This window comes from Endozoicomonas gorgoniicola (assembly GCF_025562715.2).
Classification (GTDB): domain Bacteria; phylum Pseudomonadota; class Gammaproteobacteria; order Pseudomonadales; family Endozoicomonadaceae; genus Endozoicomonas_A; species Endozoicomonas_A gorgoniicola.
On sequence record NZ_JAPFCC010000001.1, the window covers coordinates 1611615 to 1626174 of the forward strand.

General features: G+C 51.3%; 9 protein-coding genes. 4 read left to right on the forward strand and 5 right to left on the reverse strand.

Annotation, left to right across the window (positions count from 1 at the left end; genetic code table 11):
- Positions 1 to 80: 80 nt before the first annotated feature.
- The 4 genes from NX722_RS07380 to NX722_RS07395 form a co-directional block, all read right to left on the reverse strand.
- Complete coding sequence (locus tag NX722_RS07380) at positions 81 to 2924, reverse strand: M16 family metallopeptidase (protein ID WP_262567427.1); 2844 nt, start codon at positions 2922 to 2924, stop codon at positions 81 to 83.
- A 66-nt stretch (positions 2925 to 2990) separates the two neighbouring features.
- The gene (locus tag NX722_RS07385) at positions 2991 to 4646 is read right to left on the reverse strand and encodes an ABC transporter ATP-binding protein/permease (RefSeq protein WP_262567428.1); all 1656 of its coding nucleotides are present in this window, start codon (positions 4644 to 4646) and stop codon (positions 2991 to 2993) included.
- Positions 4647 to 4744: 98 nt separating this feature from the next.
- A complete protein-coding gene (locus tag NX722_RS07390; RefSeq protein ID WP_262567429.1) occupies positions 4745 to 6427 on the reverse strand; it encodes a TonB-dependent receptor plug domain-containing protein in 1683 nt (560 codons plus the stop codon).
- Positions 6348 to 7058, reverse strand: a complete 711-nt coding sequence (locus NX722_RS07395; RefSeq protein WP_262567430.1) for a Plug domain-containing protein — start codon at positions 7056 to 7058, stop codon at positions 6348 to 6350. The genes NX722_RS07390 and NX722_RS07395 overlap by 80 nt, the downstream gene beginning before the upstream one ends.
- A 566-nt stretch (positions 7059 to 7624) precedes the next feature.
- Here NX722_RS07395 and NX722_RS07400 point away from each other — a divergent pair.
- Positions 7625 to 7924 carry a DUF6506 family protein gene (locus tag NX722_RS07400; protein WP_262567431.1) on the forward strand — a complete coding sequence of 100 codons (300 nt, stop codon included), beginning with the start codon at positions 7625 to 7627 and terminating at the stop codon, positions 7922 to 7924.
- Positions 7925 to 8104: 180 nt separating this feature from the next.
- Here the strand turns inward: NX722_RS07400 and pabB are convergent, their stop codons facing one another.
- Positions 8105 to 9496, reverse strand: coding sequence for an aminodeoxychorismate synthase component I (gene pabB, locus NX722_RS07405; protein WP_262567432.1), 1392 nt, complete (start codon positions 9494 to 9496; stop codon positions 8105 to 8107).
- Positions 9497 to 9758: 262 nt separating this feature from the next.
- Between pabB and NX722_RS07410 the strand changes: the two genes are divergently transcribed.
- The 3 genes from NX722_RS07410 (at position 9759) to acnD (ending at position 14507) form a co-directional block, all read left to right on the forward strand.
- A complete protein-coding gene (locus tag NX722_RS07410) occupies positions 9759 to 10604 on the forward strand; it encodes an isocitrate lyase/PEP mutase family protein (protein ID WP_262567433.1) in 846 nt (281 codons plus the stop codon).
- 82 nt (positions 10605 to 10686) lie between these two features.
- On the forward strand, positions 10687 to 11811 hold the full coding sequence (prpC, locus tag NX722_RS07415; protein WP_262567434.1) for a bifunctional 2-methylcitrate synthase/citrate synthase: 1125 nt from the start codon (positions 10687 to 10689) through the stop codon (positions 11809 to 11811).
- An 86-nt stretch (positions 11812 to 11897) separates the two neighbouring features.
- Entirely contained in the window at positions 11898 to 14507 is a 2610-nt protein-coding gene (gene acnD, locus NX722_RS07420; protein ID WP_262568627.1) for a Fe/S-dependent 2-methylisocitrate dehydratase AcnD, read from the forward strand.
- Positions 14508 to 14560: the final 53 nt, after the last annotated feature.

The window sequence follows — 14560 nt, forward strand, 5'->3', positions numbered from 1 at the left end:
CAGGGATATAAAACAATGTTCTTCTAACCATTGGCGAATTTTAATGCCCGGGGTTATCAGTTTTCCCGGGCATTAGTCAGCTATCTGCTCAGGTTGTCATTCGTCAGTAACGCTTCAAAGCGGTCACTGTTGTTGAGGAACGTCGACAGTGTTTTTTCAACGTTTTTAACGTCCATTGTCTCATATAGCTGCTCCTCCTGTTTCAGAAAGAAGGGGCTGTCCGTTACCCGGTAGCTCAGCGTAACGGCATCCAACCAGCCCTGGCCCGTGTGCAATATTCCCTGATACTGATCCTGTTGCTGCCGCATTTTATTGTTCAGCACTTCGCTGGACAATTCGCGGGCGGCGAGCTGATCCAATACTGTGTAGGTCAGGTCAATCAGTTCATCCACCCGGGCAGGGTCACAACTGAAACCGATTCGGGCTGAGGCATAATCTTCATGGGCATTTTGCCAGAACCAGCTGCTTACACCGTAAACACCGGAAGCCTCCTCTCGCAGCTGCGCCCTCAGTTCATCCTGCACCAGCTCTCCCGCCACAGACAAACGCAGACTGTCGGTAAATGACCAGGGCTGAACGGCAGTAAGGTAGATTTCAACCTCGGCCCGTGGTTCCTGGTTCTGTAACACGGTCAGGCGTGGTTGTTCTGTCGCGGGTAACGACTGTCTCAGGTTCAGGGGCTGGGTGTTCACCGGAACACTGGCCAGATAACGACGAACCAGCGGCAGCAGCATGTTGGGCTCGATATCGCCAGTGATGTAGTAGGTGTAATCGGTTCTCTGTTGCATCAGCTTCTGGTAGGTATCCGCCAGTTGTCGGGCATTCAGTCCGGCCAGGGTCGGACTGTCCAGACTGTAGGCACCTGGCTGCCCCGGAAAGCGTCTGGCTTCAACCTGGCTGGCATAAGAAAACCATGGGTCAGCAGGTTTGTCTGCCAGTTGTCCCTTCATATCACGACGGTACTGGGCGAGTACTTTTTCAGAGACGCTGGCCGATGCCAGCTTGAGCCGGAACAAATGCATCAGCACACCTACGTCACGCTGGTCTGCCCAACCACTGTAGCCCTGCAGGTTCTCGTCAAACAGGGTGGTTAACCCAAGGAGGCGACCATTGATAATTTTTTGAATCACCTTGTAGGAAAGACCTCCAATACCGGTTTCATCTACCAGAGAAGTGGTTATCCGCGCCTGATGGAAATTTTCTGCCGGCACAGACAACAGACCACCGGCAGTTTCAGCCCGGAAATAAACCCGTCCCGCCTTGTCGTCAGAGTAGCGATAAACCAGCTTGCTGCCATTGCTCAATCGATACTCTGTGATTTTCTGTTCGGGCCAGTGGCGTTCTTCCCATAGTTTTCCAGGTTCGCCTTCAAATTCAGGCAGGCTGCCTTCGACAGACGGTTGCTGATAGATGGGCTGCCGGATTGTCATGGCCTCTTGCCACCAACGCTCGACCTCGGCTGAGGTCAGTTCGGGTGCCGGAGAGTCTTCAGCGTGAGTCATCAGCAGCAACCGTGACGGAGGCTGCAAAATAGCACGATAAGCCTGATTGACCTCCTGGTCTGTCAGGCTGTTCAATAGTTGTTCATTGAGGGTAAATTCATCTTCTTTGGCAAACAGCAACTGCCCCGTTGCGGCACTGATCACCAGATCAGAGGCCAGCTCGGGACTGGAATCCTCTTTCTGGCGATTATTTTTTACTACCCTCAGTAACCGGTTCCGCTCAGCCGCAATTTCCTCTGGCAAAAAGCCCTGCTGGTCAATGGCAGCGAGCATGGCAAACAGTGCTTTTGCAGCGACCGGGAAATCCTCGTTGTTCAGTGGCAGCGAGAACAGTGACTGATTGTTTTCCCGCCCCAGGGGGCTGTCAAAGAACCCGGCGCTGGCTATCGATTCATGGTGTTCTTCCCACTCCTGCAAACGCAGATTTAAAAGACGGGTGGCTATCCCGGAAGCCAGATCAGACCGGTAGCGTTCAATGGTGACGTGTTGGTCGGCGCGTCGGACAAACCCCAGCTCCAGTGTTGGTTCCTTAACACCTTCGGCCGTCACTGGTGCCACTCTCCAGCCTTCAGGTGCAGGAATGCTGAAGTCGATCTCCGGCAGTGTTGATGTGGTTTTTTTGAGGTAGTCAAAACGTTGAGCAACCATGGCCTGAAGTTCATCCGGATCAAAATCGCCCGCCACGACTAACGACATATTGTCCGGACGATACCAGCGCTGGTAGAAATCCCTGACCCGACTGACTGAAACATGATTAATGACGTCTACGCTGCCGATGGGGTCGCGCAGAAGATAACGCGACCCAGCCATGTCAACGGCTGACTTGGCATCCCCCAGGCGCAACATGGGGCCAAGACGGCTTCGCCATTCTTCCAGTATGACGCCGCGTTCACCGTCTACATCTTCAGGGCGAATGGTGACACGTCCGGACCAGTCAGCAATGATATCCAGGGCCAGGGCCATCGTTTCTGGCTTATTGTCCGGCAAGTTCAGTTTATAGACCGTATTCTCGAAGTCGGTGTACGCATTAACATCCAGCCCGAACTTCATGCCTGCTTTTTCCAGTTCAGCTATAACGCTGTTGCCGGGGTAGTTCTCGGTGCCATTAAATGCCATGTGCTCAACGAAGTGGGCAACACCTTTCTGGTCGTCATCTTCATGCAGGGAGCCTGCGTCGACGACCAGTCGCATATAAACGGCTTTGTCAGGATTTTTGTTGGGTAGCAGAAAGCTTCTGAAACCATTGTCCAGTGTCGTACGTTGTATCGACGGATTATAACGGATCAGCCCGTCCAGGTTGCGGCTGGTGTTATGGGCGCAGGCCGACAGCAACAGCAGAAGGGCTGCACTTGTCAGGGCCAGAGCCTGCTTTGTTAACCTCTTTCCTATGAGAGGTAGCCGTATGAGGGACAGTCGATGCATCAAATAAATTCCTCTCGCAACGTTTTGTTGTTCGGACAGATAGACAGTATCTGGTTAAACCATGTTTCATTGACTGGCTGATGGCTGATGGCTGATCATGACCACTTTTGTATCAGGCAGGGTTGTGTGCAGTACCTGTTCCAGCCGGTGCCTTGAATCCTCGTCCAGTGCCGACAGTGCTTCATCCAGAAACAGCCAGCGTGGTTTTTGCAATAGCACCCGGGCGATCATCAGCCTTTGGGTTTCGCCACCGGATAGCCGTTGCTGCCAGTTCTGGTTGTTGTTCAGTTCTTCGGTCAGGTGAGGCAGTTCGGCCTGTTTCAGGGCTGAAAGACATTCGTCGTCTGACCAGTCCCCCGACGGGTGCGGATAGCAGAGTATTTCACTCAGCGTGGCATGGGGCAGGTAGGCTTTTTGAGGCACAAACATGCACTGACGGTGATCGGGCAGGTGAACCTGCCCCTCATGGAAGGGCCAGAGACCGGCAAGGCTGCGCATCAGTGTGCTTTTGCCGCTGCCACTGGGGCCGCGAATCAGGGTGTGTCCGGTCAGGAACAGTTCCGGTGCGCTAAACAGCAGCTTCTGCTGAGGGTCTGACAGGGTCAGCGATGACCAGCCGGGCAGGTCGGAGGGTTGTTCCGGTGTCGTATCCTCCAGACCATCAATTTGATCGGAAAAGGAGATCAGGCGATCCGTCACCGCCCACCATTCAGACACCTGTTCATAGGCATCCACAAACCAGCTGAAGGCTTCCTGAACCCGGTAAAAGCCGGTGGCCGTCTGCATCATGTCACCGAGTTGCAGAGCACCACTCATCATCCGTGGTGCTGCCACCAGGTAGGGGAAGATACGTGCCACTTCGTTGTAGCCACTGTTCATGGCACTGAACTGCAACTTGACCCGGGTCAGCCGGTTCCAGTTGTGCCAGATTTTGCCAAACAGGTTAACGGCGCGTTTTTTTTCTGCGGATTCCCCTTGTTGCAGCATCACCGACTCGGCATGCTCACGAACCCGCATCAGATGAAAACGAAAATCCGCTTCCCGGTGCTCCTGTTGGAAGTTCAGCTGCGCCAGCGGGCGAGCCACTTTGTGTGTGATCCAGGTACCAAACACCGAGTAAAGCAGTGCCACCCAGACCATATAACCGGGAATTACCCAGTGACTGTCAGCCCAGTCAAATTCAAGTGACCCCGAGAGGTTCCAGAGAATAATGGTAAAGGAAAACAGGCTGGTGACGGTTCGCAACAGTTGCAGGCTCATGGCCATGGTGCGTTCACAGAATTGATGGATGTCATTGCTGATACGTTGATCAGGGTTATCCGTTGCTTCGGGGTGAAACTGCTGGCGATAGAGTTTCCGGCCACTGAGCCAGCGCTCGAGATAGTCCAGGGTCAGCCAGCGTCGCCAGCGAATATGCAGGGTTCGTCGCAGATAATCTTCAAGCAGGTCAACAGAGGTAAACACCAGCATGATAGCGGCGAACTGCGCCAGCATCATCCAGAAGTCGCCCCACCTTTCTTCATCCATCAGGTTGAAAAAGTCCCGGTTCCAGTTGCTGTACCAGACGGCCAGTTCAACAATCAGGTAATTAAGGGCGACGATGGTTCCTAACAGGAGGCGTGCGCTCCATTTTTCTTCACTGCGCCAGTAAGGCAGGGTCAGGTGCCAGACACGAGCGAGAAAGTCTCGCCATTGTTGCCAGCGTGAGGAGTTTGTAATCATGAATACAGAGCAACGGTACAAAAGAATAAAAGACAGAAAAGCCCTGCAACCGGGCAGGGCATAATCGTGGTAATAGCCGTGTTATAGGTGTCAGGCCATCAGAACTGGTAACCAGCTTCCAGCCAGAACTGGCGACCCGGGGAGTAAATGCTGAACTCCCCCTTATTGCTGTTACCTTGCGTTTCCAGTCTGCGGACTTTGTTGAGAACGTTCAGCACTTCAAATTGCAGATACGCTTTCTGGTTGCGCACCACCGGGATTGTCCAGCGAAGTTTAGTGTCCCATTGGGTATGAGAGCCATAGTCATAGCTTTTGAATGCATCAATTTTATCCTTCACATCACGAGTAATACGGCTGTATCCCTTCACAGGCGCTTTGACATAAACCCGGTTACTCCATTTCACCCGATACTGGGGCAGGTCCATATCAAGATTGAGGCGAACGGTCCACTCTTCACTGTTACTGTTGACTTTTTCTTCCATTTCCCGGCGAGTCATTTTTTTGCCGTCAAGATACCCTACCGAGTCACGGAATTCATTAGCTGCCACGTCAGTTCTGTCGGTGTCCAGGTAGTCGGCTGCCAGAGTACCTTGCCATTGTGTCTGACCTAATACCCAGGGTCTGATATTGCTTATTTGCAATGTGTAAATATCAGCCTTAAACGTTTTGCCATTAATATATTTTTCCGGGTTTTCGGTTTGGTCATATACAAGGCGGTCATGGTATTTACGATTGTTATAGCGGGCAACCAGAAGAAAATTCCCCAGCCTCTGGTTAATGCCAAGCGTTAGCTCGTCAGAAAAGGGGGATTTAAGACCCTCAATTTTTTTGAACCGCCGGCTTTTATCCTTATTCAGGACGGCGACTTTTTCGTTCAGCTTCATAGCGGCAAATGAACGCCCGTAATAGCGGTTAGCTCCGAAGGTTAAGCGGGTATCATCCAGCGCCTGCCAGTTGACTGCAAAGCGGGGAGCAAGGTTGGTACGTTCCAGGTAATCATCTTTTTCCAGGCGAAACCCGGGCCGGAAGCTCCAGTCACCTTTTGTTATCTGGTCTTCAAGATAAATAACAGCTTGGCTGTAGCTTGCATTTGCACTACCAGCACTAGCCTCCAGATTTTCTTCGTCACGGAAAAAAATAACTTTGCCGAAAACATCCTGATCTCGCTCAAAGCGATAACGTGTATAGTTGAATTGCACACCGGAAGTCAGATCATGCTTTGCTCCGGCAAAGTTCAGCGAGTCATGGGAGTAATCCAGTTTTAGCTGTGTTGTCTCTTGATTTATGCGGCTGTCTCCATAGCCACCATTGACATAGGAGTCAAAGGTATCAGGGTCAACAACGGTAACTACTGAACTACTGTTTGAGTCCCGGTCATCATGATAATTGTCATAGGCGACAGTGGCTTTAAGTTGCCCGCTACTCAATCGCTGCTGCCACTGTGTGGTCAGGCCAAACGCACGATGCTGATCAACAAAGTTATTCCCGACCGTATCCCCCCAAAACAGCCGTTCTTCATAAGAGGAATAACGCAAATTGACATCCAGTGTGCTATCAGCGCCTGCCTGCCAGGTGAAGTTCGCCATCACATTGTCGGAACGGCGTTTCTGCTGACGACTGTCAATATCGCCTTCTTTATTAACAATGCGGTTTTGCTTGATATCTGAGTCACGACGGCTGACACCCAGTACGACCCCAAGATTATCTGTCAATCCCTGCTGGGTAATCAGGCTGGAATTGAGAGGTGTATTTCTCGGGCTGAGTCTTTTTAGCACGATCATAGTTTTTATCCACCTTCATTGATGCCCAGGAAGAGCCAGTGGTGCGGTATCGAACCGAGGTGCTGTTAACGCCGCTGTAGCTTAACGGCTCGGCATCAACGACACCGCCGGTAAAGCCACCCAGACTTGCCGGTATATTGGCACCGTAGACGGTAATGCTGCCAAGCATATTGGCATCAAGAAAATAACCCTGTCCGGAACTTTTGCCCGGCATCACACCATTTGAATCAAGGTTCAGAGTATTTGTCGGATCAATATCGTTGTTAACAGACATACCGTTAATCATGAAAGCGGTCTGTTCAGGGTCGGCACCATTGATTGATATATCCGACGGACGAATTTCACCACCCAGAAAGCCATTTTCAGATTTTGAATCAAACCGGACACTGGGGTTTGATTTCAGAAAGTCGGTCAGGTTGCCATTGCCGGAAGGCGTGTTGGCAATGGCTTCACTGTCCAGCGTGGTTTTTGAAGTCAGCTGGTCGTCGGCTTTATCCCTGACGACGACGACCACATCTTTGTTGTTCTGGTTTTGCGACTCTGAATTTGCAGAAGATGTTCCGTCTGCCATGGCAGATTGAGTCACAATGGCACTGACCGCCAGTGCCAGAGTAGTTTTGTGTATTAGCATTGGTTCTACTTTTGAATGTAAACGCTGAGGTTTTTTTTCTAATAGCGGTGTATTGACTGTTTAAAATACAGGGGGTTGACCCTTTCTATTTCTATGAAAATCGATGAACAATGACCTGAGCTTTATTGCGCCTGACCGGCTTCTGGATAAGTAAAAGCGGTGTCACGGGTTGGAACTATACTTAAAAATCGATTAAATGATAACCATTTCCATTTGCGAATTATACGTATTCGAATTAGCTCTTTCTGGCTCAGGTGTTGAATCTCCATCTCATGCTCCTTCTTGTTTCTTCCAATGGCAGGAACAATCATGGGGCAGCCGGAGTAGCTCGGAAGTAGTTGAGGTGTAGCTGGGAAGTAGCTGTCGTATATTTGGAGAAGATCAAAAAAATCCGGTTCATTGGCCGGGATCCAGAAAATCAGGGTTGTACTCTGTATTATGGAGAATAAGCCTGAGTTGATTCAGGTCAATAAGCGAGAGTTCCTGGTTCTTTTTTGATTCGCATTCACTTCATGCTTCGTATAATAACCGTTCATCGTTAATACAGTTTTCATGGTGTAATAAAAATGAAATTAAGTAATTACGCTTTCCTTATGATCGGTGCTGGCTACAACCCGGCACAGCTTTCCATACTTGAGTCAGAGGCATTTTCAACAACGGTTATCTGCGTTGAGGATATTGATATGGCCTGCAGTGAAGCTAAAAAACTGGTCTCCCAAGGGGTTCAGTTGATAGAGCTTTGTGGCGCTTTTAAAGAGGGCATGGTGGATGCTGTTATTGATGCTGTAGGCGGCAAAATACCTGTTGGCAACATGAGCATGAGGGATAGCGAACGCGCGAAATTGATGGAACTCCTCCAGAGCTAACCCCGTGAATAGGCACCTGACCCTGAATCGACTCAGGGTCAGGTGCCCCCTCCCGCAAATAATTACCCACCAACAACAGGTTTATGATCACAATGCCAAGCATCAGGTTGACCAGCTGGTTGCCGGTATAGTGAACAAAAGACAACGTGATTCGGGAGTTTCCGCAGTACCTTGCCACCATCACATGCTTTCCAGACCACGCATCAGGTTTTTAACCTTGGTGACAGACTCCTGATATTCCTGTTCACAGTTTGAATCGGCCACAATGGCACCACCGCCCCAGCAGTGTAGTTGATTGTTCCGGGCCATCAGTGAGCGGATGGTAATACTGGTATCCATCTGCCCATCCGTGCTGATATAGCCAATTGACCCGCAATAAATGTTTCGCGTAGACGCTTCCAGTTCCTGGATGATCTCCATGGAGCGAACTTTGGGAGCGCCGGTAATAGAGCCTCCGGGAAATGCGTGAAATAACACGTCCAGAGCATGACGGTCTTCTGCCAGCTCCCCCGTCACTGTGCTAACCAGATGATGCACGTTGGCATAGCTCTCAAGAGCAAAAAGGCGGGGTACTTTTATGCTGCCTGTTTTACAGATTTTTCCCAGGTCATTGCGCAGCAGATCAACGATCATCAGGTTCTCTGCCCGGTCCTTCTCACATTCCATCAATTCCCGGGCATACTGTCGATCTTCCTGCTCTGTCTCCCCCCTGGGGCGTGTGCCTTTTATGGGGTGGGTCTCTACATGACGGCCTGAGACTTTGATGAAGCGCTCCGGAGAGTGACTGAGAATCTCAAAGTCGGGGTGTGACAGATAGGCAGAATAAGGCGCAGGGCTGACTTTTCGCAATGCCTTATAGGCTGGCCAGCTGTTGCCCTGATAGTGGGCAATAAACTCCTGGGTCAGGTTCACTTCATAACAGTCGCCGGCAAGAATGTAGTCCTGAATTCTGTTAAAGGCTTCTTCATACTCGGTTTTGCTGATGGAAGGGGTAAAGCCACGGGTTATTTTAAACGCTGCTGGCCGGGCTGCTGGCCGGGCTGCTGGCTGGCTGTCGATCAGGGCCATAACCTTTTCTCTTTCCTGTTCCGGGCAATCCGGGTGAAAGACAATCTGTGTCGACTGCTGTTCATGGTCTGAGATCAGCGCCCAGTGGTACAGGCCAACACTCATTAAAGGTGTTTCTATCTCACGCCTGGAAATTCGACCCGGTTCCAGTACCGATGCCAGCTCATAGCCCCAGAAGCCTATTGCGCCGCCGGTAAAGGGCAGGGTATTGTTTACGACAGATGTCATTTGTTCCAGCAGTTCGGACAGACAGTCAAAGGGTGACTGGATGGAATGGTCAGTACTTTCCCCGGTTAAATGATTGGTAACAGTCACTTGCCCGTTATTGTCTACCGCTACAACGGCCCATGGATTGGCGGAGATGATGTCGTAACGACTGTGTGATCCTGAATACTCTGAACCGCAGCTGTCGAGAAAGCAGGGCAGGGTTTCATTCAGAAAATGTTCAAACCAGATACTGGAGTCATCCAGATAGTCCAGATCAACGATGATCAGTTCGTTCATATAGGCCATAAAGTAGCGAGAAAATTAGTAGCGAGAAAAAAGTAACAAGCAAAAAATTGATAGCATTCTACCTGTAGTCAATGTTTACCGCCATGAACAATGTAGACACATTGCCCGATTCTGTATAGAGATCGTTCAGGTCTGATTCAGAGACTGGGTTTGTGTGTGCTGGCACATTAGAATACTGTTTCCTAGAATCCTGTATTGATGTCGCTGATGTTCAAACAATAGCTCAAGCAATAGTTCAAAGGAGTGCGTTAATATGTCACTGACGGATAAAGACAACGCCCTGACTCACCTGATTATGAAGCAGGGCATTGTAACCGCCCCGGGTGTTTATGATGGCCTCTCTGCCCGTCTGGCAGAAGAAGCCGGTTTTTCGGCGCTTTACGGCAGTGGTGGAGCCATTGCCCGCAGCACTGGTGTACCCGATATTGGTCTGTTAACCCTGACGGAAGTGGTTGAGCGGGTTCGGCAGATTTGTGAGTCCACGTCTCTGCCGGTGATTGCTGATGCCGACACGGGTTTTGGTAATGAGGTCAATGTTAAGCGAACGGTTGAGCTGTTCAAAGGTGCCGGAGTGGCTGCCTTTCACCTTGAAGACCAGGAGTTTCCCAAGCGTTGCGGTCATCTGGATGGTAAATCCCTGATCGCTGTTGATGAGATGTGCAGAAAAATTGAGGTGGCCAGCAAATATGCCGGGGAGGTTGTGGTCATAGCCCGTACCGATGCGATTGCTGTCACCGGCTTTGACGATGCCATTGCCCGGGCCAACGCTTATGTTGAGGCTGGTGCCGACATGCTCTTTGTCGAAGCGCCGCAGACGGTTCAGCAGATTGAAGCCATCGCCAGACAGGCACCGGGTCCCAAACTGATCAACATGTTTTATGGCGGAAAAACGCCGTTGGTGCCAGCGACTGACCTGAAAGCCATGGGTTATCAGCTGATTATTATTCCGTCTGATTTACAGCGTGCTGCCATGACGGCTATGAAAGAAGTGCTGGATGTGATCCGGCGTGATGGCGACAGCGGAGCGGTTGCGGATGATATGCTGACTTTTCAGGATCGTGAACGTCTGGTCAGAACAAAAGAGTTTTTAAATCCTTAATAATCAGAAAGATATTACAAATAATTAAAGTAATGTCTTACTTTAATAATAACAACATCCATAACAAGAATGGAGTAACACCATGGCTGAGAAAAAAGTGGGTGGCGCAGGTCTGCGTGGCCAGAGTGCGGGATCAACGGCGCTATGTACCGTAGGCCAGTCTGGTACCGGCCTGACTTACTGTGGTTATGACATTTCCGAACTGGCAGACCACGCTACCTTTGAGGAAGTGGCTTATCTGCTGTTCAATGGCGACCTGCCCAATAGCAGTGAACTGCGGGGTTATAAAGAACGACTGAAAGCCTTCCGGGGGCTGCCTCAGCCATTAAAGGTCTGCCTTGAGCAGATTCCTGCAGATGCTCACCCCATGGATGTATTACGAACCGGTACATCCGTTCTTGGCAATCTCGAAACCGAGAAAAGCTTTACTGAGCAGCAGGATGTAGCGGACCGTCTGCTGGGGGCTCTTCCTTCAATCCTTCTGTACTGGTACCACTTCAGCCACAATGGTGAACGGATTGAGACTGAAGTCGGTGACGATTCCATTGCTGGTCATTTCCTGACCATGCTTCATGGCAAAGAACCCCTGGCTGACCACCGTCGCTGTCTGGATGTTTCGCTGATTCTGTACGCCGAACATGAATTTAATGCATCAACGTTTACAGCCAGGGTCTGCGCCTCCACCCTGTCGGATATGCATTCCTGTGTGACCGGCGCCATTGGTTCCCTGCGTGGACCGCTGCATGGCGGTGCCAATGAAGCCGCCATGGCTATGATCGAACAGTTCAGTTCGGTGGATGAGGCGATGGAAGGTGTCAAAGGCATGCTGGCACGCAAAGACAAGATTATGGGTTTTGGTCATGCCATCTATCGCGAGTCTGATCCGCGCAATGCGATTATCAAGAAGTGGTCAAAGCAACTGGGCGAAGCGGTGGGGGACCAGATACTCTATCCGGTTTCCGAAGCCATTGAACAGCTGATGTGGGATGAAAAGAAACTGTTCTGTAATGCGGATTTCTTCCATGCCTCTGCCTACAACTTCATGGGTATTCCCACCAAACTGTTTACGCCCATTTTTGTTTGTTCAAGGGTTTCTGGCTGGACGGCTCACGTGATGGAGCAGCGGGCAAATAACCGGATCATCCGTCCTTCTGCCGATTATATTGGCTCGGAGCCACGCAGCTGGGTGCCGCTGGCAGACCGTTAACAGCGGGTTGATTCAGTCGCCATCCGGACTCCGGCTGGCTCCTTTCCTTTTGACCCGGTGGATTCATTGTTATGAGTACAGCAGTTATGAACACTGCCTATCGAAAACCCTTACCAGGGACTGATCTGGATTATTATGACACCCGGGCTGCCGTTGATGCGATTCAACCGGGGGCTTACCTTAAGCTGCCATACACTTCCCGGGTACTGGCGGAAAATCTGGTACGTCGTTGTGATCCGGCAATGTTGACGGCTTCTTTGCAGCAGATTATTGATCGCAGGCGGGAGCTGGACTTTCCCTGGTATCCGGCACGAGTCGTCTGCCACGATATCCTTGGGCAGACAGCGCTGGTCGACCTCGCTGGTCTGCGTGATGCCATTGCCGAACAGGGCGGCGACCCGGCACAGATTAACCCGGTGGTGCCAACCCAGCTGATTGTGGATCATTCACTGGCGGTGGAACACGGAGGCTACGACAAAGACGCTTTCGACAAGAACCGCGCCATTGAGGACCGGCGCAATGAAGATCGCTTCCACTTTATTAACTGGACCAGAGACGCCTTTAAAAACGTCGATGTTATTCCACCCGGCAATGGCATTCTGCATCAGATTAACCTGGAAAAAATGTCACCGGTTATCCAGTCCCGTGATGGTGTGGCTTTTCCGGATACACTGGTAGGCACTGACAGCCATACGCCCCATGTGGATGCTCTGGGTGTGATTGCCATTGGTGTTGGCGGACTGGAAGCAGAAAGCGTGATGCTGGGACGGGCTTCCTGGATGCGCCTGCCCGACATTATTGGCGTTGAGATTGTCGGCAGACGCCAGCCTGGCATTACCGCCACGGATATTGTACTGGCAATGACGGAGTTCCTGCGTAATGAAAAGGTCGTGTCGTCTTATCTGGAGTTTTATGGCACAGGGGTTGCTGACCTGACCCTGGGCGACCGCGCCACCATCTCCAATATGACGCCGGAATTTGGTGCCTCTGCGGGACTGTTCTACATTGACCAGCAGACCATTGATTACCTGACGCTAACCGGCAGGGACGATGATCAGGTCAGACTGGTCGAACACTACGCCAAAACCACAGGACTCTGGGCAGACAGTCTGGAACAGGCAGACTATGAACGGGTTCTGACGTTTGACCTGTCAAAGGTGGGGCGCAATATTGCCGGCCCTTCTAACCCACACCGTCGTGTATCTACCTCTGAACTGGCACAGCAGGGCATTTCCGGCAAAGTAGAAAACGAACCCGGTCTGATGCCCGACGGGGCTGTTATTATTGCCGCCATTACCAGCTGTACCAATACCTCTAACCCCAGAAACACGGTTGCAGCCGGGCTGTTAGCCAGAAAAGCCAATGCCCTGGGTCTTACCCGTAAACCCTGGGTAAAAACCTCCTTTGCGCCCGGCTCCAAAGCAGTACAGCTGTACCTTGAATCTGCCGGTCTGCTGCCAGAACTGGAAAGCCTCGGCTTTGGTATTGTCGGCTTTGCCTGTACCACCTGTAACGGCATGAGCGGAGCCCTTGATCCGGTTATTCAGCAGGAAGTGGTTGACCGCGACCTGTATGCAACAGCGGTGCTGTCTGGCAACCGTAACTTTGACGGACGTATCCATCCTTATGCGAAACAGGCCTTCCTTGCCTCACCACCGCTGGTGGTGGCCTATGCCATTGCCGGAACCATTCGTTTTGATATTGAACAGGATGTTCTGGGTACTGACCAGAAAGGTAATCCTGTCACGTTGAAGGATATCTGGCCTGCGGATGAAGAGATTGATGCAATTGTTCAGACTCATGTAAAGCCGGAACAGTTTCGGGAAGTGTATATTCCCATGTTTGATCTGCAGTCTGACCATGAAAATACAACAGACCCTCTTTATCAGTGGCGTCCGCAAAGCACTTATATTCGCCGGCCGCCTTACTGGGAAGGGGCTCTGGCAGGTGAGCGTACCATGACAGGCATGCGCCCTCTGGCGGTGCTTGGCGATAATATAACCACTGACCACCTGTCGCCGTCCAATGCGATTCTGCCTGCCAGTGCTGCCGGAGAATATCTCGCGAAAATGGGACTGCCGGAAGAAGACTTTAACTCCTACGCCACTCATCGTGGTGACCATCTGACGGCTCAGAGAGCCACCTTTGCCAATCCAAAGCTGCTGAACGAAATGGTGACAGACCATGGTGAAGTGGTTCAGGGCTCTCTGGCACGGGTAGAGCCGGAAGGTAAGGTCACGCGCATGTGGGAAGCGATTGAAACTTATATGGAGCGTCAGCAGCCATTGATCATTATTGCCGGGGCTGATTATGGTCAGGGGTCATCCCGTGACTGGGCGGCTAAAGGTGTGCGACTTGCCGGTGTGGAGGTGATTGTTGCTGAAGGGTTTGAACGTATTCACCGAACCAACCTGGTGGGAATGGGGGTGCTGCCACTGGAGTTTAAACCGGGTGTCACCCGAAAGACTCTGGGTATCGACGGTACCGAACTCTTTGATGTTGTGGGTGAGCGAATACCGGGCGCTACGCTGAACCTTCTAATCCATCGCCGTGAGGGTGAAACGGTTGAAGTACCTGTGACCTGTCGCCTTGATACCGCCGAGGAACTGTCCATTTATGAAGCGGGTGGAGTGCTTCAGCGTTTTGCCAGAGATTTTTTGAGTAAAGATGAACGGTTAGCGGGTGTTATGGCGTAAGGGAATATATCGCTGTCCGTCGCCCGTCGCCCGTCGCCCGCAGCCTGTTGTTG